The 17,649-nt window shown below is 70.8% G+C and carries 15 protein-coding genes; 3 read left to right on the top strand and 12 right to left on the bottom strand.

Annotated elements, in window-relative coordinates; translation table 11 throughout:
- Positions 1–147: 147 nt before the first annotated feature.
- A complete protein-coding gene (locus tag J8N05_RS18180) occupies positions 148–1,185 on the top strand; it encodes an ABC transporter permease (protein ID WP_210884061.1) in 1,038 nt (345 codons plus the stop codon).
- Positions 1,186–1,444: 259 nt separating this feature from the next.
- Here J8N05_RS18180 and J8N05_RS18175 read toward each other — a convergent pair whose 3' ends face one another.
- Both J8N05_RS18175 and J8N05_RS18170 read right to left on the bottom strand, forming a co-directional pair.
- Positions 1,445–2,527 (bottom strand): S1 family peptidase, encoded by a 1,083-nt coding sequence (locus tag J8N05_RS18175; RefSeq protein ID WP_210884060.1) that lies wholly within the window; start codon positions 2,525–2,527, stop codon positions 1,445–1,447.
- A gap of 286 nt (positions 2,528–2,813) precedes the next feature.
- On the bottom strand, positions 2,814–3,926 hold the full coding sequence (locus J8N05_RS18170) for a slipin family protein (protein WP_247706312.1): 1,113 nt from the start codon (positions 3,924–3,926) through the stop codon (positions 2,814–2,816).
- A gap of 89 nt (positions 3,927–4,015) precedes the next feature.
- On the opposite strand from J8N05_RS18170, the gene J8N05_RS18165 reads away from it, so the two are divergent.
- Positions 4,016–4,897, top strand: coding sequence for an alpha/beta fold hydrolase (locus J8N05_RS18165; protein ID WP_210884058.1), 882 nt, complete (start codon positions 4,016–4,018; stop codon positions 4,895–4,897).
- Positions 4,898–5,097: 200 nt separating this feature from the next.
- On the opposite strand, the gene J8N05_RS18160 is transcribed toward J8N05_RS18165, so the two are convergent.
- The 9 genes from J8N05_RS18160 to J8N05_RS18120 form a co-directional block, all read right to left on the bottom strand.
- Positions 5,098–6,003, bottom strand: a complete 906-nt coding sequence (locus tag J8N05_RS18160) for a S1 family peptidase (protein ID WP_210884056.1) — start codon at positions 6,001–6,003, stop codon at positions 5,098–5,100.
- Between the two features lie 333 nt (positions 6,004–6,336).
- Entirely contained in the window at positions 6,337–7,122 is a 786-nt protein-coding gene (locus J8N05_RS18155) for a DUF1684 domain-containing protein (RefSeq protein WP_210884055.1), read from the bottom strand.
- Positions 7,123–7,126: 4 nt separating this feature from the next.
- Positions 7,127–8,146: an LLM class flavin-dependent oxidoreductase gene (locus tag J8N05_RS18150; RefSeq protein WP_210884054.1), complete on the bottom strand. Its 1,020-nt coding sequence runs from the start codon at positions 8,144–8,146 to the stop codon at positions 7,127–7,129.
- Positions 8,143–9,120: an LLM class flavin-dependent oxidoreductase gene (locus J8N05_RS18145; RefSeq protein ID WP_210884053.1), complete on the bottom strand. Its 978-nt coding sequence runs from the start codon at positions 9,118–9,120 to the stop codon at positions 8,143–8,145. Before J8N05_RS18145 ends, J8N05_RS18150 begins: the two co-directional genes overlap by 4 nt.
- Positions 9,121–9,233: 113 nt before the next feature.
- The gene (locus J8N05_RS18140; RefSeq protein WP_210884052.1) at positions 9,234–10,205 is read right to left on the bottom strand and encodes an ABC transporter substrate-binding protein; all 972 of its coding nucleotides are present in this window, start codon (positions 10,203–10,205) and stop codon (positions 9,234–9,236) included.
- A 79-nt stretch (positions 10,206–10,284) separates the two neighbouring features.
- Positions 10,285–11,037, bottom strand: coding sequence for an amino acid ABC transporter ATP-binding protein (locus J8N05_RS18135; RefSeq protein WP_210890238.1), 753 nt, complete (start codon positions 11,035–11,037; stop codon positions 10,285–10,287).
- A 59-nt stretch (positions 11,038–11,096) separates the two neighbouring features.
- Positions 11,097–11,978 carry an amino acid ABC transporter permease gene (locus J8N05_RS18130; RefSeq protein ID WP_210884051.1) on the bottom strand — a complete coding sequence of 294 codons (882 nt, stop codon included), beginning with the start codon at positions 11,976–11,978 and terminating at the stop codon, positions 11,097–11,099.
- Between the two features lie 90 nt (positions 11,979–12,068).
- Complete coding sequence (locus J8N05_RS18125) at positions 12,069–13,877, bottom strand: FAD/NAD(P)-binding protein (protein WP_210884050.1); 1,809 nt, start codon at positions 13,875–13,877, stop codon at positions 12,069–12,071.
- A complete protein-coding gene (locus J8N05_RS18120) occupies positions 13,874–14,719 on the bottom strand; it encodes an amino acid ABC transporter permease (protein ID WP_210884048.1) in 846 nt (281 codons plus the stop codon). The genes J8N05_RS18125 and J8N05_RS18120 overlap by 4 nt, the downstream gene beginning before the upstream one ends.
- Before the next feature lie 471 nt (positions 14,720–15,190).
- Between J8N05_RS18120 and J8N05_RS18115 the strand changes: the two genes are divergently transcribed.
- Positions 15,191–16,165, top strand: coding sequence for an ABC transporter substrate-binding protein (locus tag J8N05_RS18115; protein WP_210884047.1), 975 nt, complete (start codon positions 15,191–15,193; stop codon positions 16,163–16,165).
- Between the two features lie 221 nt (positions 16,166–16,386).
- On the opposite strand, the gene J8N05_RS18110 is transcribed toward J8N05_RS18115, so the two are convergent.
- A complete protein-coding gene (locus J8N05_RS18110) occupies positions 16,387–17,565 on the bottom strand; it encodes a DUF5685 family protein (protein ID WP_210884042.1) in 1,179 nt (392 codons plus the stop codon).
- Positions 17,566–17,649: the final 84 nt, after the last annotated feature.

Here is a 17,649-nt window from a genome sequence, read left to right as displayed (position 1 = left end):
GGCTTTCACCCGGCCATCGAACATTAGTTCCCAAGTTCCTCACCCCCACCATAGACCATTTCCGGACACCCGCATCGAACATCTGTACGACATCCGTTCGGACCCGTCCCACCTGCGCAAACGTCGCGATCCCCGGACCGTGGGGACATGTCACGGACAGCAGAGGCCCCGCCCAAGTCCTTCCTCGCCGAGGTCAAGGACGCGGTCACTCCGCGGGCCACCCTGCTCGTCGTCGGCGTGGTCGCCCTGCAGCTGCTCTTCATCGCCTCCTACGTGGGGGCACTGCACCACCCGAAGCCGAAGGACGTGGCGTTCGGGGTGGTCGCGCCGGGCGCCGCCGCCGAGCAGACGGTGGCCCGGCTGGAAAAACTGCCGGGCGGCCCCCTGAACCCCCGGGCGCTCGCCGACGAGGCGACGGCACGTGAGCGGATCGTGAACCGTGACATCGACGGCGCCCTGCTGGTCGACCCGAACGGCACCACCGACACCCTGCTGGTCGCCTCCGGCGGCGGCAAGGCCCTGTCGAACGCCCTGGTCTCCCTCACCACCGCGGTGGAGAAGGACCAGGGGCGCACGGTACGGACCGTCGACGTGGTCCCGGCCGACGCGCAGGACGCCAACGGGCTCACCCCGTTCTACCTGGTCGTCGGCTGGTGCGTGGGCGGCTATCTGTGCGCGTCGGCGCTGGCGATCAGTACGGGGGCGCGGCCGGCCAATCTGCGGCGCGCGGTGATCCGGCTCGCCGCGATGGCCCTGGTCGCGATCGTCGGCGGGCTCGGCGGGGCGGTCATCGTCGGACCGGTCCTGGGCGCCCTGCCGGGAAGCGTGGCCGCCCTCTGGGGACTCGGCGCGCTCATCACCTTCGCGGTGGGCGCCGCCACGTTGGCACTCCAGTGCGTCTTCGGGATCGTCGGCATCGGAGTGGCGGTGCTGCTGGTGGTGATCCTGGGCAACCCGAGCGCGGGCGGCGCGCTCCCCCCGCCGATGCTCCCCCCGTTCTGGAGAGCGATCGGCCCCGCCCTCCCCCCGGGCGCCGGAACCTGGGCGACCCGCTCGATCGCCTACTTCAAGTCCAACGACATCACCGCCTCCATGCTGATCCTGGCAGCATGGGCAGCCCTGGGCACAGCAATCACCCTGGCTGCAGGCTCACGTAACAGACAAGCTCAGCCCCGAGGCCTTTAGGGGCGCGGGGAACTGCGCGACCAGCCACAACGAACCCGCACCCTCCGAACGACCTAGGGGCGCGGGGAACTGCGCAATCTTTTAGCCGCGCCACACCGAACCCGCACCCTCCAGACAACCTCCAGGGGCGCGGGGAACTGCGCAATCACTGAGGCACACCCCCACCGAACCCGCACCCACGACACAACGCAGCGCAACGCAAAAGCCCCGCCCCCGCGCAAGCGGGACCGGGGCCTTCACACCACGGCGGAGCCGATCGTCAGCCGATCTGCGTACCCGTCGCGGACAACGCCTCGGTCACCGGCTGGAAGAACGTCTCCCCACCGGAGGTGCAGTCACCACTGCCACCGGACGTGAGTCCGACCGCGCTGCTCCCCGAGAACAGCGACCCACCGCTGTCCCCCGGCTCGGCGCAGACATCGGTCTGGATGAGCCCGTTGACGATGTCGCCGTTGCCGTAGTTCACGGTCGCGTCCAGACCGGTCACCGACCCGTCGTGCACCTGGGTCGTGGACCCGCTCCGGGTGACCTCCATACCGACGGTCGCCTCCGCGGCCCCCGATATCTCCTGAGCGGAACCGTTGTAGAGGTTCACCTCGCTCGGGTGCTCCACGTCCGCGGTGTACTTCACCAGGCCGTAGTCGTTGTCGGGGAAGCTGGAGTCCGCGTTCTCGCCGATCTCGGTACCGGAGGAGTCCGACCAGTTGGTGATCCCCTCGGTGCAGTGCCCGGCGGTGAGGAAGAACGGCTCGCCGCCCTTGACCACGTTGAAGCCGAGCGAGCAGCGGCCGCCGCTGCCGGTGATGGCGTCACCGCCGGCCACGAAGGTCTTGAACTCCCCCTTCGTCCGCTTGAGTTCGGTCGTGCCGCCGAGCCCGTCGACGACCTTGGTCAGCTTGGTCAGTTCGGCACCGGTGACCGTACGGTCCGCGGTGACGACGACCTTGTTGGTCGCGGGGTCGAGCGCCCACGAGGTGCCGGGGATGGTCGCGTCCTGCTTCAGCGTCGTACGGGCGCTCTTCAGGTCGGCGAGAGAGTTCTCGACGACTCTGGCCCTGGCGCCCGCCGACTCGACGGTCTCGGCCGCGGCCTGGTCGAGCACGTTCACGACGAGGCTCTTGGCCTTCGCGTCGTAATACGTTCCCGCCGCGTCGCCGCCGAGGTCCTTGCCGAGCGTCGAGGCGAGCTTTCCGGCCGCCGTGACCGAGAGGACCTTCAGCTCGGGGGTGGGCGCGTTCTCACTCGCGTTCGCACTCTGCAAGGTGACTCCACCCGCGACGAGTGCGGCGATGCCCGCGCCAACTGCGACTGCCCGTCGCCTGGGTATGCGTCGGTGCTTCAACTCGTGTCCTCCTGTGGGGGGTCGGACGCGGCGGTAGTGGGGACCATCGCGACCGAAAGGTGTGTGGCAATGGTGACGACTCGCAAAAAAAGCCGCGTCCATGCCAACGGACACCACCCACTATTCCGAGGCCGCACCGGGGCACACAAGGTCGACTTCAGGACGCGCGCACGACAACCGACGTGCGCCCCCGCACGGTTGACGCGCGTTGACAAGAACGCCGTCCCACCACGTCGATCCCCATTGCAAATACTACGAGCGAGTAACCAACGCCCCTCTGTGAGGTCTAGTCCTGTCCTGAATTCGACCCTCGGAAGTCCGGATCCAGCGGTGCCTCGACGGGCGGGAGTTGCTCCTGCATCGATTGCTGCCACTGGGTCAGCAACTTCTGCGCCTGAGCCGCCAGCTCCAGGGACCGGTCCAACGCGCGGTCCGAGCTCTGGCCCGAGGCCTGCTCCGAAGCCCCGCCCTCCCCGTCCGCCCCGGCTGCCCCGACCGCCCCGTCCAGTGCCTGCTGCGATTCGGACAGCTCCCGCGGTGACTGCTCAGCCTGCTCCGCCTGCGGCGGCTGCGGCGCCGGCCGGGACTGCACATGAGCCGTCCCCGGATGCGCCGGATGCGCCGGATGCGGGCCGTGCCCTGGCTGGGCTCGCTCCAGGAACCGCAGCAGCTCGACCGGGAAGGGCAGCACGAGCGTGGAGTTCTTCTCCGCCGCGACCGCCACCACGGTCTGCAGCAGCCGCAGCTGGAGCGCGGCGGGCTGCTCCGACATCACCCCGGCGGCCTCCGCCAGCTTCTTGGAGGCCTGCAGTTCGGCGTCCGCGTTGATGACCCGGGCCCGCCGCTCACGATCGGCCTCCGCCTGGCGCGCCATGGACCGCTTCATCGTCTCCGGCAGCGACACGTCCTTGATCTCGACCCGGTCGATGGAGACGCCCCACTCCACGGCCGGGCTGTCGATCATCAGCTCCAGGCCCTGGTTCAGCTTCTCGCGGTTGGAGAGCAGATCGTCCAGCTCGCTCTTGCCGATGATCGACCGCAGCGAGGTCTGCGCCATCTGCGAGACCGCGAACCGGTAGTCCTCGACCTTGATGACCGCGTCGGCGGCGGACACCACCTTGAAGTAGACGACGGCGTCCACCCTGACCGTGACGTTGTCCCGGGTGATCCCCTCCTGCGCGGGCACCGGCATCGTCACGATCTGCATATTGACCTTCTGCAGCCGGTCCACGAAGGGCATGATCATGGTGAAGCCCGGACCTCGTATCCCGGATCGCAGCCTTCCGAGCCGGAGCACCACTCCGCGCTCGTATTGTTTGACGACCCGGGCCGCGGCCATCCCGTACACCGCTCCGACGGACGCGAGTGCCACTCCCGCCGTCACCAGCTCCTCGACCATGACGACCCCCAGGGTCCGTAACGGGCGCAAAAGGTGTGTACTTCGACGGTAACTCCGGCGCTCGGACGAAGGGGAGATGGAGGACAGCGGTGCCTGGCGGGATACGGATGCGGGACGGACGGCGGCTGGCGTTCGAGGAATGGGGCGACCCTCAGGGCACGCCGGTGGTGCTGCTGCACGGCACTCCGGGCTGCCGGACCGGGGTGGTGCCGCAGGACCTGATCGAGGCGCGCCCCGAGGTGCGGTTCATCGCGTACGACCGCCCCGGGTACGGGGATTCCGACCGCGGCCCGGGACGCCGGGTGGCACAGGCGGCGCGGGACGTGGCGGCGCTGGCCGACGCCCTCGAACTGGGTCCGTTCGCGGTGCTGGGCCGGGCGGGCGGGGCCCCGCACGCGCTGGCCTGTGCGGCGCTGCTGCCGACCCGGGTACGGCGGGCCGCCGCGCTGGCGAGCCTCGCGCCGCCCTCCAGCGAGGGGCTGAACTGGTTCGAGGGGATGGCGGAGTCGAGCGTCGAGGAGTTCACCGGGGCGCTGACCGACCCCGTGGACTTCGCGGAGCGGCTCGCCTCGCGGGCCGCCGGGATCCGGACGGACCCGGCGCAGCTCCTCGCGTCGGTCCGGGACGGCCTCACCGATTCCGACCGGCGGATCGTCTCCACCCCGGCCGTGAGCGACATGCTGCTGCGCAACTACCGTGAGGCGCTGCACACTTCGGCGTACGGCTGGCTCGACGACAATCTCGCGCTGCTGAGCCACTGGGGCTTCGACCCGGCGCGTATCACCCGGCCCGTGCTGCTGTGGCACGGCGCCGAGGACACCTTCTCCCCGGTGGGCCATTTCGAGTGGCTGGCCCGTGCCATCCCCCGCGCCCGCCCCGTCCTGGACCCGAAGGGGGGCCACTTCTCGGCGCTGGAGGCCCTCCCCGACGTACTGGACTGGCTGTGCGCCACCCCGAGGACCGACGGCTGAACCGGACCGACAGCTGAACCGGACCGACGGCTGATCCGGCACGGGCCACCCGCAAGGACCCCGCTCGGCTCCCGGGCGGCCCGGCGTCGTTCGTGTGCGGCAAGGACGAACCCCCGCACCGCGAACGGTGTGCGGGGGCTCGTCTGCTGCTGGCTGCAGGTCAAGACCGTTCGGACAGATCCTACTTTGACGCGTACCGGTCAGTACACGCTGACGCCGTAGGCACTCAGGGCCTCGGTGACCGGCTGGAAGAACGTGGTGCCGCCGGAGGTGCAGTTGCCGCTGCCGCCGGAGGTCAGACCGTAGGCGACGCCGTTGCTGCCGTAGAGCGAACCGCCGGAGTCACCGGGCTCGGCGCAGACCGTGGTCTGGATCATGCCGTAGACGATGTCGCCGCCGCCGTAGTTGACGGTCGCGTTGAGGGCGGTGACCCGTCCGGTGCGCGTACCGGTGGTGGAACCGGTACGGATGACGTTGGTGCCCACCGCCGGGGTGGCCGCGCTGGTGATGTCCACGCTGCCGGCGGTCCCCGACTTGGTGACCGAGGTGTTGGTGTAGCGCACCAGCCCGTAGTCGTTGGTCGGGAAGCTGGACCCGGCCGTCGTGCCGAGGGTGGTCGTGTGCCCCGAGTTCGACCACCAGGTGCCGGCGCCGTCGGTGCAGTGACCGGCGGTCACGAAGTAGTCGACGCCCGAACTGCTGCGGACGTTGAAGCCCAGCGAACAGCGCCAGCTACTCGCATAGATGGCGTCGCCACCCTTGATCAGCTTGTTGATCTTGCCGGGGGTGCTCTTGATCTCCAGAGCCCCCGCGTTGGCGCCCGCGGCCTGCTTGATCTTCGCGATCTCCGCCTTCGAGACCGTGCTGTCGACCGTGACCAGGACCTTGCCGGTCTTGGCGTCGGTCGCCCAGGCGGTACCGGGCACATCGGCCTTGAGCACCGCGGAGTTGGCGCTCTTCAGCTGGGTGGTGCTGAACGTCGACGCGTCGTTCGCGTTCGCCGCGGGGACGGTGAACGCTGCCGCGGCCACGAGTCCGGTGCTCACGGCGATCAGCCGGGTCCGTCTCGCTATGCCACTACGGGGGGTGGTGCGCTTGGTCCTCACTGTTCGTTCCCTCCAAAGGGAAGTCGGGGGCCCGCGTGGGGTCGGGGCCCGTGAGGCGCACGCCAGAGGCAGAGTGTCCGGATTCCGGATACGCCGTGCCCCTGACAAGGCGCTGGGGGGAGTATTTGGCCGTGCACCCGAACGACGCAAGGGCGCCTTTCGGCCGTACGGCGTTCAACTTACGTATGTCCCACGGAAGTTGATCTCTTCGACGCGATGTGTGGGGTGCGTGCGGATCAGCCGGTGCGGATCACGGGTGCGGGTCGAACCGTGCAGGTCAGACGGGTCGGAGCGAATCAGATGGATCAGGCGGTGCGGATCGGGCGGTGCGCGTCACCGGAGCAGATTGCGCTCTCCGGCCGCAATCTCCGCGCCCAGAGTATTCCCCGGCGGCGGGAATGGGCAGATGAAGTGGTCCGCGAATGCGCACGGCGGGAGCAGGGCCCGGTTGAAGTCCACCGTCGTGCGCCCCCGCGCGTCGGGCGCCGCGGGCTTCAGGAACCGGAAGCGGTAACTTCCGTGCCCGCTGGTGGAGTCGGCGAAGACCGCCCACAGCGAGCCGTCCTCCTGGACCGTCACCTGCAGCGTCGACTCCCGGCCGTCCAGCGTGAAGGCGAGTTCCCCGCCGAGCCCGAGTCCCCGCTCACGCCCGTCGGCGTTCCCCACCCGCACGGTCCGCTTCCGCACGTACGGCGTGAAGCGCCCCGGCACCGACCAGCGCGGGTCGTACGAGGTGGCCTCGATGCCGCGGAACGCCTGCCGGGCAGGTGAGGCCGGGTCGAAGTCGCGTACACCCCAGACGCCCTCGCGTACGAGGACGACGAACCGGCGCTCCCCGTACGCGACCCGGGCGTCACCCGCCGGACCGAGATCCGCCACCAGCCTGACCTGCCCGTTCAGGGGCCGCCCGGCCACCCGGACGCCATCGGACTCCCCGGCCGTCAGCAGCACCGCGTCCCCGTCGACGGCCCAGCGGCCGGGCATGTCCGGAATTCGCCCCTCCGGATGATCTTCGATCCAGTGGGTCGCGCGGAGCGCCAGGGGCCCATGGGGCGCGGAGACCGTCGCGGTGCGCTGCTCGTGCCAGTGCTTCCAGTCCTCGGCCGCGTCCGTCGTCATGTGATCAACCCTTCCACACGGGTTCCGGCAACCCGAGGTGTGAGCGCAGTGTCCTGCCCGTGTAGTGCGTCCGGAACGCGCCACGCTCCTGCAGCAGCGGCACGACCCGGTCCACGAAGGCGTCCAGACCGCCCGGTGCCGGATGCGGTACGAGGACGAAACCGTCGGCCGCACCGGTTCGTACGGAGTCCTCCATCTCCGCGGCGACCGACTCCGGTGTGCCGACGAAGGACGGCCGGCCGTCCGGCGCCCCGAGCGCGGTGGCCCTCTCCCGTGCCTCGGCGGCCGTGTCGCCGAGCACGACGGTGACCTCGGCCATGATCTTCAGGTCCGCGTGGTCACGGCCGTACCCCGCGAGGCGTCCCTTCACCGCGGCGTGGTGCGCGCGGCCCGCCTCCGGGGTCCCGTACCGCGTGAGGATCACCTCGGCGGTGGACGCCGCGAACTCGCCTCCCTCCGGCGACTCGTCGCAGGGACGGATGACGACGGGGTGGCCCTGCGGGGAGCGCGGCACGGTGAACTCGCCCGCGATGTCGAAGTGCCGGCCGCGGTGCGCGAAGGGGCGCACGATGCCGTCCGGTGTCCACGAGTCCCACAACTCCCGCGACACGTCGACGAATTCGGCGGCGCGGGCGGGCGGGTCGGCGGAGGCCGGCACGTTCCAGGCGGCCCGCCCCGCGCTGAGGTGGTCCAGCGTGGCGAGCCTGCGGGCGAGTTCGTACGGCTCGTGGGAGGCCGTGTCGACCGTGGCGGCGAGCCCGATCCACTCGGTGCCGGCGACGAGCGCGTTCAGCACGGTGACCGGCTCGGGCGCGTGTCCGCCGTGCCCGGCCGGCGGCACCTCCCCGGCCAGGAGGAGGAAGTCGAACAGGCCCCGCTCGGCGGTGCGCGCGAGTCGCTCGAAGGACGCGAAGCCGGCCCCGGCGGTGGTGTCACCGCCTCCGGGAAGGTACGCGGCGAGGTGCACCTGCGTGCGGGAGGACTCCTGGGAGGGCTGCCCGGCGGGCGTCCGTACGGTCGTCATGACGTTCCCCCTGTCACGGCGTACCGATGGGCGGGTCGGCCGAGCCCCAGATGCTCGCGGAGCGTGCTGCCCGGGTAGAAGGTGCGGAGCAGCCCGCGGTGCTGAAGCAGTGCGGCCGTGCCGTTGACCAGGCGTTCCAGGTCCCGGCGCGGTTCGACAGGGGTGAGGTGGAAGCCGTCGGCGGCACCGGTCTCGTGCCAGGCGGCGATCAGTTCGGCGAGGTCGACGGGCCCGCCGCGGTACAGCGGGCCCTGCGCGGTCTGACGCGGGCCTCCCCCGCCGTGGCCCGGCTCGGCCGCGCGTTCGCCGTCACCGAGGTCGACGGTGAGTGCGGCGAGGACCCTCAGTTCGTCCGGGTCCCGGCCGTGGGCGAGCGCGGAGGCCTGCAACTCTGCCCGTACAGCGCCCACTTGGGCCGGGTTCGTGCCCTGGACCAGTGCCACGTCCGCGTACCGGGCGGCGGTCGCCCGGGCGTGCCGGTCCGTGGCGTCGACGACCCGCACCGGGTGGTGGCCGGGGTGCGGGCCCGCGCGGTCGGCGCTGTCCCACAGCCGGGCGGCCACCTCGGCGACCTGGCCCGCCTCGTGCCACAGCGCGTCGACGGGCGCCGCGTGCCGACGACCGAAGAGGCGGGCCTCGCCCTCGGTGGTCGACACGTCGATACACCAGCCCGCCCGGCCGCGGCTCACCCAGTCGAGGGTCGCCACGGCGGCCTGGACCTGGAACGGCTCGGTGTGGGTGGTGGTGACGGTCGGCACCAGACCGATGCGGGTCGTGGCGGGCGCGACCCGCGCCAGCACGGCGAGCGCGTCGAACCCGGGCCGCGCGAAGCTGTCGCCCAGGGTCACGAAGTCGAATCCGCCGCTCTCCGCGAGCCGCGTCAGCTCGACGTGGACCGCGACGTCGTCGTGGGCCGCCGTCCGGTCGACGGCCGCGGCCAGGTGCAGAAGCCCCCGGCCGTTCGGTGGGGTCATGGGAGGGAGAACCTTTCTGGAGGCCCCGTGCCGCCGCCGCGACGGGCGGCGGCACGGGGCATGGGTGGAAGGGTCCGTAGGCGCGACGGACCAGAGGCGGAACGGTTCCGGCGTCAGATCTTCGGCAGGCCCGGCGGGTTGATCTCCGACTTCGGGACGGCCTCGCTCGACAGGCCCCAGCGCTTGAGCACCTTCGCGTAACTGCCGTCCTCGATCACGTGGTTGACGGCGGCGGCGTACGCGTCGACGAGTCCGCTGCCCTTCTTCGTGGTCGCGGCGATCTTGCCCTGGAGGTCGTCACCGGCGCCCGAGAGCGTGCCGACGATCTCCGACTGCCCGGCGCTGGAAACGTGGTAGGCGGCGGACGGGCTCGGGCCGAGATAGGCGTCGATACGGCCCGACTGGAGCGCCAGGTAGTAGTCGGTGTCCTTCTGGAAGTACTTGATGGTGACGGCCTTGCGGCCCGCCTTCTCGTTCTGTTTGCTCCAGTCGACGAGGATCTTCTCCTGGTTGGTGCCGGAGGCGACGGCGATCGTCCGGCCCGCCACGTCCTCGGGCCCGTCGACCTTCCAGCCGCTGCCCTTCTTCGCCTCGAACGCGATGTTGTCGAGCCGGTAGGTGGCGAAGTCGTATTTCTCCTTGCGCTCCTCGGTCACGGTGACGTTCGAGAAGACGGCGTCGAACTTGCCGCTGTCCAGGCCGACGAAGAGGTTCTCCCAGGAGACCTCGTCGTTGTCGAGCTTCAGGCCGAGGGTGTCGGCGACGAGGGTGGCGAGGTCGATCTCGGAGCCGATTCTCGTCTTGTCGTCGGTCGCGTAGAAGCCGAGTGGCGGCGAGGCGTCGGCGCTCTGGCCGAGCTTCAGCGTGCCGCGCTCGCGGATCGCCGCCGGGACGAGCGCGGCGATCTCGTCGGCCTTCTTGCCGCGGATCCGGTTCTGGTCGGGGCCGATGTTGACGTCGCCGACCTTCTTCGTGCCGGACGAGCCCGCCCCGGTCGCCGCGTCGCTGTCACCGCCGCAGGCGCTGAGCAGCGGGGCGACGACGAGGGCTGCGACGGAGGCGGCGAGGGTGCGTCGGGATATCACGGTGAACTCCTGTGCTGGAAAGGGACGGTGGACGGATACGGCCTCGGCCGGAACGCCGTTCCGAGAGCCGGTCGGGGTCTCAGAGGACCTTGGAGAGAAAGGCGCGGGTGCGCTCGTGCTTCGGCGCGTCGAGTACGTCGCCGGGGGCGCCCTGTTCGACGATGCGGCCGTCGTCCATGAAGACGACGGTGTCCGCGACCTCACGGGCGAAGCCGATCTCGTGCGTGACGACGATCATCGTGGTGCCCTGGTGGGCCAGGTCCTTGATGACGTCGAGGACCTCGCCGACCAGCTCGGGGTCGAGCGCGGACGTCGGCTCGTCGAAGAGGAGCAGCCTCGGTTCCAGGGCGAGCGCGCGGGCGATGGCCACCCGCTGCTGCTGCCCGCCGGACAGCTGCTTCGGGTAGGCGTCGGCCTTGTCGGCGAGCCCGACCCGGTCGAGCAGCCTGCGCGCCGCCTCGGTGACCTCCTTGCGGGACCGCTTCAGCGCGGAGACCGGGGCCTCGACGATGTTGTCCAGGACCGTGAGGTGCGGGAAGAGGTTGAAGTTCTGGAAGACGAACCCGATCCGGGTGCGCTGCTTGAGGATCTCGCGCTCGCGCAGTTCGTAGAGCTTGTCGCCGGAGCGCCGGTAGCCGACCAGCGAGCCGTCCACGCTGATCCAGCCCTGGTCGACCTTCTCCAGGTGGTTGATGGTGCGCAGCAGGGTGGACTTGCCGGAGCCGGAGGGGCCGAGGATGACGGTGACCTCGCCGGTGCGCACCTCCAGGTCGACGCCCTTGAGCACCTCCAGCGAACCGAAGCTCTTGTGGACGGCCCTGACGTCGACCATGGGCGCGGCCGGCGTATCGGCCGTGCCGTCGGTGTCGGCGGCGGGGGTGGTGGGCGCGCTCATCGGGTGCTTCCCTTCGCGAAGTGCCGTTCGACGTAGTGCTGGAGGACGGAGAGCGCGGTGGTCAGGAGGATGTACCAGGCGGTGGCGACCATGAGCAGCGGTACGACCCGGCCGTTGCGTCCGTAGATGACCTGGACCTGGTAGAAGAGTTCGCCGATCGCCATGACGGAGACGATCGAGGTGCCCTTGAAGAGGGAGATCACCTCGTTGGCGGCGTTCGGCAGGATGGAGCGCATCGCCTGTGGCAGCACGATCCGGCGGATCTGCCTGAGGCGGGGGATGCCGAGGGCCGCGGCGGCCTCCAACTGGCCGCTGTCGACGGCCAGTACGCCACCGCGCACGATCTCGGCGGCGTACGCGGCCTGGTGCAGGGCGAGTCCGAGGACGGCCGCGCTCATCGCGCCGACCAGGCCCATCGTGTCGAAGGTGAAGAAGCCGGGTCCGAAGGGGATGCCGAACTTCAACTCCTTGTAGAGATAGGCGAGGTTGAACCAGAAGAGCAGCTGCACGATCAGCGGTATGGACCGGAACGCCCAGATGTACGCGAAGGAGACGGCCTTCAGGAACGGGCTGTCGGAGAGCCGCATGAAGGCGAGGACGATCCCGAGGGCGAAGCCCAACGCCGTTCCGTAGGCGGTGAGTTGAAGGGTCACCCAGACCGCCTTGAGGATCACCTCGGCGGTGAAGAACTCGGCGAACACCTCCCATTCCCAGCCGGGGTTGGTGGCGAGCCCGTGGGCGAACTGGGCGAGCAGCACGGCGGTCACGATCACGGCGGCCCAGCGCCAGGGGTGCCGCACGGGCACCACCTTGAGCGCGCCGTAGTCCTCGGGCTCGGCCGGCGCCTTGACGATGGGTGGATCACTGGTCAGCGACATGGGGTCCTCGGGGCGGAAGGAGGGAACGGGGTGCGCGGTGCGGGCGCGGAATGCGGGTGCGGTGCGGCGCCCGCGGCTGCGGGGCGCTGGTTACGCGGCGGTGGCGCGACAGGAGAGGTCGCGCAGGAACGCCAGCGCGGCCCGCGCGGTGGCGTCGTTCTGCCGGAAGGCGGGCCCGCCGGTACGGGGCCGGGTGAACGCGCCGGAACCGCGGGCGTCGGTGTGCGGGCCGAGCGCGAAGCGCCGTGGGTGCGGGGCGCCGGACCGGTCGAGGACGCGTCCGTCGGCGGGGTCGACGGCGAGCAGGCCCTCGGGCGTGGCGGCGGCCCCTTCGGCGTACAGCTCGCGCAGCAGGGTGTCCCGGGTCCGCTCGACGGTGGGGTGCGGCAGTCGTGCCTCGACGAGTGCGCGGGCCTCGACGTACCGGCCGGGCACGGTGGTGCTCGTGGCGCGGAAGACTCCGTCCGCGGCCGTCACGGTCGTCCCGGCGCCGAGGAAGTTCAGCACGCCCGCCCGTGACAGGGCGAGCATCTGCCGCAGCCTGGGTCCGGGCGGCCCCGAGGCGAGGTAGCTGAAGAAGCCGTGCCACCAGGGCCCGATGTCGCCGAGCCGCACCAACTGCCCGTAGACGGACAGGAGTCCGAGGAAGACCGCGAGGTCGGGGCTGTGCGCGGGATCGTGCCGCCGGGCGAGGTCCCCTTCGATGTGGGCGCGCAGACCGTCCTGGAGCGCGTCGTACGAGGGACGGCGTACGCCGTCCAGGGGGTGGTCGAGCGCGGTCAGGTCCAGCCGGTCGGCGGGGTCGGGCACGGCGGCGGCGACCAGCGCCCGCAGTTCGGCGCGCCCCGCGCCGTCGACGGCGGAGTACTTCTCGTACCGCTGCTCGAAGTCGGTCCAGGGCATGGCCGTGCGCTCGGGGTGGGCCGTGAACAGCCGGTGGTAGTGGGCGAAGCCCAGTTCCCTCTCGACCAGCGGCCACACGTCCCGCCGGAAGTCGAACCCACCGGGGCGCGCCAGCAGTTCGTCCACCTCGCCGGGTCCGAAGAACCGTGGCAGCGGCGGGCGTTCACCGGTCCAGTCGTAGCCGATCTTCGAGTGGTACGGGACCCCGCGCCGCGACCCGACGTGCAGCACGGGCTCGCGCCCGGACGCCCGGTACGTCAACTCCCCGTCCGGACCGCTCTCGTAGCGGCCCCCGCGGCCTTCCGTGAGCAGGACCATGAGGTCGACGAAGGCGAGCCCGAAGCCGCGGACGAGCACCGGTTCGCCGGGGGCGAGGGCGGACAGGTCGCTGTCGGCGGTGAAGTCGGGCGGCAGATGGACGAGGCCGTGGGCACGGGCGTACGCGGCCAACTCGCGCTGTTCCTGGTCGAGTTCCGCGTCGAGATGGCCGAGCGTGAGGACGACGAGGTCGGCGAGGAGCGGACGCGGCCGGCCCTCCAGCCACACCTGCTGGCGGCCCTCGGCCGGACCGCCGATCCGTACGGCGCGGTGGGGGTGGTGACGGACCCGGATGCCCGGCGGGAGGGCGGCGACAGTCCGCTCGTACACCCAGCGCAGATAGGCGCCCTGCCGCTGCCGGTCCGCGAAATGGCGTCCGTCCAGCTCGGCCCACTCGTGCAGGGTGGGGCCCTCCCGTACGGGTCCGGCCATGTCCACGGTGTCGTCGGTGAACATGGTGACGTCCTGGGCCTGCGAGTTCATCCACAGCAGCGGCGGCTGCTCCTCGCGCCAGATGCGTCCGCCGCCCGGCGGATACGGGTCGACGAGATGCACGTCGAGCCCCGAATCGGCGTACAGCTCGGGCGCGTTGGCGGCGATCCGCTCCAGGAGTCCGGTCCCGCGCGGGCCCGCGCCCACGATCACCAGCGACGGGCGCACCCCGCCCGCCCCGCTCATCGCGCGCGCTCCGAACCGCGTCCGTAGTGCCGCTCGACGTAGTACTGGCCGACGCTGAGCACGGAGGTGACGATGATGTACCAGAGCGTGGCCACCATCAGGAGCGGGATGACCTGGTAGGTGCGGTGGTAGACGAGCTGCACGGAGTAGAGCAGGTCCTGCACGGCGATCACGCTGATGATCGAGGTGCCCTTGAGCGTCCCGATCAGCATGTTCCCGGCCGGCGGCACGATGGAGCGCATGGCCTGCGGCAGCACGATCCTCCACCAGCGGCGCCACCGGCTCAGCCCGAGCGCCTCGGCGGCCTCGATCTGGCCGCGGTCCACCGAGAGGATGCCGCCGCGGACGACCTCGGCGGCGTACGCGGCCTCGTGCAGGGTGAGGCCGATGATCGCGACCGTGACCGGGCCGAGCAGGTTCACCGTCTTGACGCCGAAGAGCGTCGGGTAGAGCGCCCCGATGTTGAACCAGAACAGCAGCTGCACCAGGATCGGCATCGACCTGAAGAGCCAGACGTAACCCCAACTCACCGCGCGCAGCACGGGGTTGCCGGACAGCCGGCCCGCGGCGAGCAGGGCGCCGAGGGCGAACCCGAGCGCCATGACGAGCCCGGTCAGCCACAGGGTGAGGCCGAGGCCGCGCAGGACCGAGGCCGAGGTGAAGTAGTCGCCGACCACGTCCCACTGGAACGCCTCGTTGCGTGCGACGGAGTTGACGGCGAGCCCGAGCAGGATCAGGACGAGGCCCGCGGCGGTCCACTGGCCGGTCCGGCGCCGGGGGACGATGCGCGAGGGCACCGCGTCTTCCGGTGCGGCCACCTTGGTGAGGGTGTGCGAGGACATGCGAAGGCTCCGTGATGCGTCGAGTCGAGTCGAACACGGGTGGTGCCTTCACACGGATCACGGCCAAGCCCCTCAGCAGGACCGTCCGTTGAGAGTACGGGGGCGTTTCCCCGGGCTGTCAAGGCTGTCCACACTGTGAGCGGTACGTCTCACGTCAGTTGACGCGCAAACGAATGCCTGTTCCACTTGTGCGCATGTATTCGCAGCAGTGGCTGGTCACGCGCTCCCACATCGACTTCGGTCGAGTGTGGTCCTCGTCCTGTTGAGCTGACCCCCTGCGCGCCCGGGCCCTTCCAGGGCGGGCGCCTTCTTCGTTTCTCCACCCCCAGCATGGCCTTCACACGCGTACCCCTCCCCCTCGCGCTTTCGCACTGAGTGCCCTTTCACGCGCTTCCTGCCCTTTCATGCTCTTTTCGCGTTTCCTCACCGCGCGCCGCCCAGTCCCGCGCTCTGCTTCCAGGAGACCGCTCCATGCGTACGTTCACGCGTGCCCGCACCGACCGTGCCCGCAATCCGCTCTTGCTGCCGTTCGCCCTGATCACCTCCGCGACCCTGCTGCTCACCGCGTGCGGTTCGGGCGGGGACGACGGCGCGGCGGGCGGCACCGCCCAGGCCGCCGCCGGCAAGAGCGACGAGATCCCCACCACGGACGTCGTCTCCGCCGTCGAGAAGAACGCCGCCGCCGCGAAACTGCTGCCCGCCGGCACCGACTCGCTCACCCTCGCCGTCAGCGTCGGCGGCTCGCCGCCCGGCACCAACTACCTGGCGGACGGCAAGACCCTCGCGGGCCAGGACGTCGACTTCGCGGACGCCGTCGCGAAGACGCTCGGCGTCCGGCTCAAGCGCGAGGCCGCGAGCTTCGAGGCGATTCTCCCTGCCCTGGACAGCGGCAAGTACGACGTCGGGGTCGGTAACTTCGGTGTCACCGACGAGCGCCGCGAGACCATCGACTTCGTCACCTACATCAACGACGGCCAGGGGTTCGCGACCCGCGAGGACAGCGACCTGGACAAGGTCACCGACCTCGCCCAGCTGTGCGGGCTGAACGTGGCGACCGGGGCGGGGACCACGTTCGAGGCCACGCTGGAGGAGCAGAAGCATGTGTGCTCCGACGCGGGCGAGAAGGCGTACAAGGTGCAGACGTACAGCGAGCAGGGTGCTCTGTGGTCCTCGCTCCAGCAGGAGCGCAGCGATGTGGTGATGAGCACGATCAACGGGCTTCGCTATGCCGTCTCGCGGCAGGAGGGGCTGAAGTTCCTGAACGAGTTCCATCGGCTGGATGTGGGGTTCGCGTTCAAGAAGGGGACGGAGTTGGCGCCGGCGGTTCGGGCGGCCGTGAACGAGCTGATCTCGGACGGTACGTACGCGAGGATTCTCAAGAAGTGGGGTACGACGGGCTCGGCGATCGAGAAATCGCAGATCTCCCCACCGGAAATCAAGGACTGACCCACCGAGATTCCCGCCCCCGCCGCCCCTACCCGTTCCCGTCCACACATGGGGGCTCCGCCCCCTCGCCCCCTTTTGCGCAGTTCCCCGCGCCCCTAGGTGCCTCGTGGGCAGCCGGGATGAAAGGCAGGGGCGCAGCCCCGCCTTTCAGGGGCGCGGGGAACTGCGCGGCCAGCCACAGCGCACCCGACAACGCACCCCCGCCCGCCGCAAGGAACTTGTCAGCAACTGCAGTCGCACCCACACCCGTCACAACAGCAATCGCACCCGTCACAGCAGTCGCAGCACCCGTCGCAGCCATCGCATCCGTCAGAGCAGTCGCACCGCTGGCAGAACCCCGGCTTCTGCTCCCGCGACCACGGATCGTGGTACTCCCCGCAGCACATCTGGCACGTACAGGCCAGCCCCACCCACACCGCGCACCCCGCGAGCAGCCCCCGCCGGTCGCGCCGCGGAGGCTCGGGCGGTGGCGGCGGGCCGCCCGGACCGGACGGCGCGTACGGGTTGCCGTACGCGGTGCCGTGCGAAGCGCCGTGCGCGCAGGACGCCGTCCCGAACGCCCGGTCCACCGAGTTCCGCAGCTCGTGCACGAGCAGCACATGCGCGAGCTTCGCGTCCGTGAACTCCACGTCACGCAGCGCGAGCCGCATCCCGTGCAGCGCGTCGTCGGCGAGCCGCCGGGCCTCCGCCAGGGACGCCCCCGTCGCGGTGAGCGGGTTCCAGGCACCGGCGGCGGCGTCGGCCGCCCGGTCCTCCACCGCGTCCAGCAGATGGGCGAGCCGCCCGAAGAGCCGCCCGGCCTCGGCGAGCGGCGCCGCGTTGCCGGGCCGGCCCGCCAGGACCGCGGTGTGCGCGAAGGCCGCCGCGGTCGCGGACTCGGTCGGCTCGGTGACGGTCAGCAGCGGCGTGCCGGGCCCGGCGAGCGTCTCGATGCCGACCTGCCGGTCCACCGCGTCGACCAGCACCGCCGTGTCGAACCCGACGGCCGAGCCGGTCCTGGCGCCCGCCCGGCTCCAGTTCGTGGCAACGCGGCGCGCCGCGAGCGCCACCGGGCGGCGCGCCAGCAGCCCGTCCCCGTCGGCCATGTGATCGCGCATCTTCGCCGAGGCGAGCACCAGCGAAACGGCCGCGGCGAGCCGTGCGCCCTCACCCTGAGCTACCGACGCGCTCCGCATTCCGCGCAATGGACACGGCCCGGCGGTACGCCGCCACTCCTTTCCCGGTGCGGCCTGAGCCTCCGTCAGAACCGAGATCAGCAAGCCGTCGTAGTTCGTGACGACCCGCGCGAACTGCCCGTGATCTCCGCGCAGCGCGAGGCAAAGCCCGCACAAATGCGCCATCCATTGGGTTTTGAGGTTCTCTCCCAGCCGATGCCGGCAGGGCCTGACGATTCCGAACACGACGTTCCCCCGTGGTGTGTACGACGTTGAGCTGCGGCGTCGTGGCGACGGCTCGTTCACCCGTACGCTCCAGCCGTCACCCGT

This window comes from Streptomyces liliiviolaceus, from assembly GCF_018070025.1.
Lineage (GTDB): Bacteria > Actinomycetota > Actinomycetes > Streptomycetales > Streptomycetaceae > Streptomyces > Streptomyces liliiviolaceus.
This window is presented reverse-complemented; position numbering and strand designations above follow the sequence as displayed.

What these genes read in the sequence shown, in the direction of transcription:
- J8N05_RS18150 (WP_210884054.1), bottom strand. Translation starts at nt 8,146, where the DNA reads ATGACGACCGTACGGACGCCCGCCGGGCAGCCCTCCCAGGAGTCCTCC.
- J8N05_RS18130 (WP_210884051.1), bottom strand. Translation starts at nt 11,978, where the DNA reads ATGTCGCTGACCAGTGATCCACCCATCGTCAAGGCGCCGGCCGAGCCC.
- J8N05_RS18135 (WP_210890238.1), bottom strand. Translation starts at nt 11,037, where the DNA reads ATGGTCGACGTCAGGGCCGTCCACAAGAGCTTCGGTTCGCTGGAGGTG.
- J8N05_RS18170 (WP_247706312.1), bottom strand. Translation starts at nt 3,926, where the DNA reads ATGGTCGAGGAGCTGGTGACGGCGGGAGTGGCACTCGCGTCCGTCGGA.
- J8N05_RS18155 (WP_210884055.1), bottom strand. Translation starts at nt 7,122, where the DNA reads ATGACGACGGACGCGGCCGAGGACTGGAAGCACTGGCACGAGCAGCGC.
- J8N05_RS18125 (WP_210884050.1), bottom strand. Translation starts at nt 13,877, where the DNA reads ATGAGCGGGGCGGGCGGGGTGCGCCCGTCGCTGGTGATCGTGGGCGCG.
- J8N05_RS18115 (WP_210884047.1), top strand. Translation starts at nt 15,191, where the DNA reads ATGCGTACGTTCACGCGTGCCCGCACCGACCGTGCCCGCAATCCGCTC.
- J8N05_RS18145 (WP_210884053.1), bottom strand. Translation starts at nt 9,120, where the DNA reads ATGACCCCACCGAACGGCCGGGGGCTTCTGCACCTGGCCGCGGCCGTC.
- J8N05_RS18180 (WP_210884061.1), top strand. Translation starts at nt 148, where the DNA reads ATGTCACGGACAGCAGAGGCCCCGCCCAAGTCCTTCCTCGCCGAGGTC.
- J8N05_RS18120 (WP_210884048.1), bottom strand. Translation starts at nt 14,719, where the DNA reads ATGTCCTCGCACACCCTCACCAAGGTGGCCGCACCGGAAGACGCGGTG.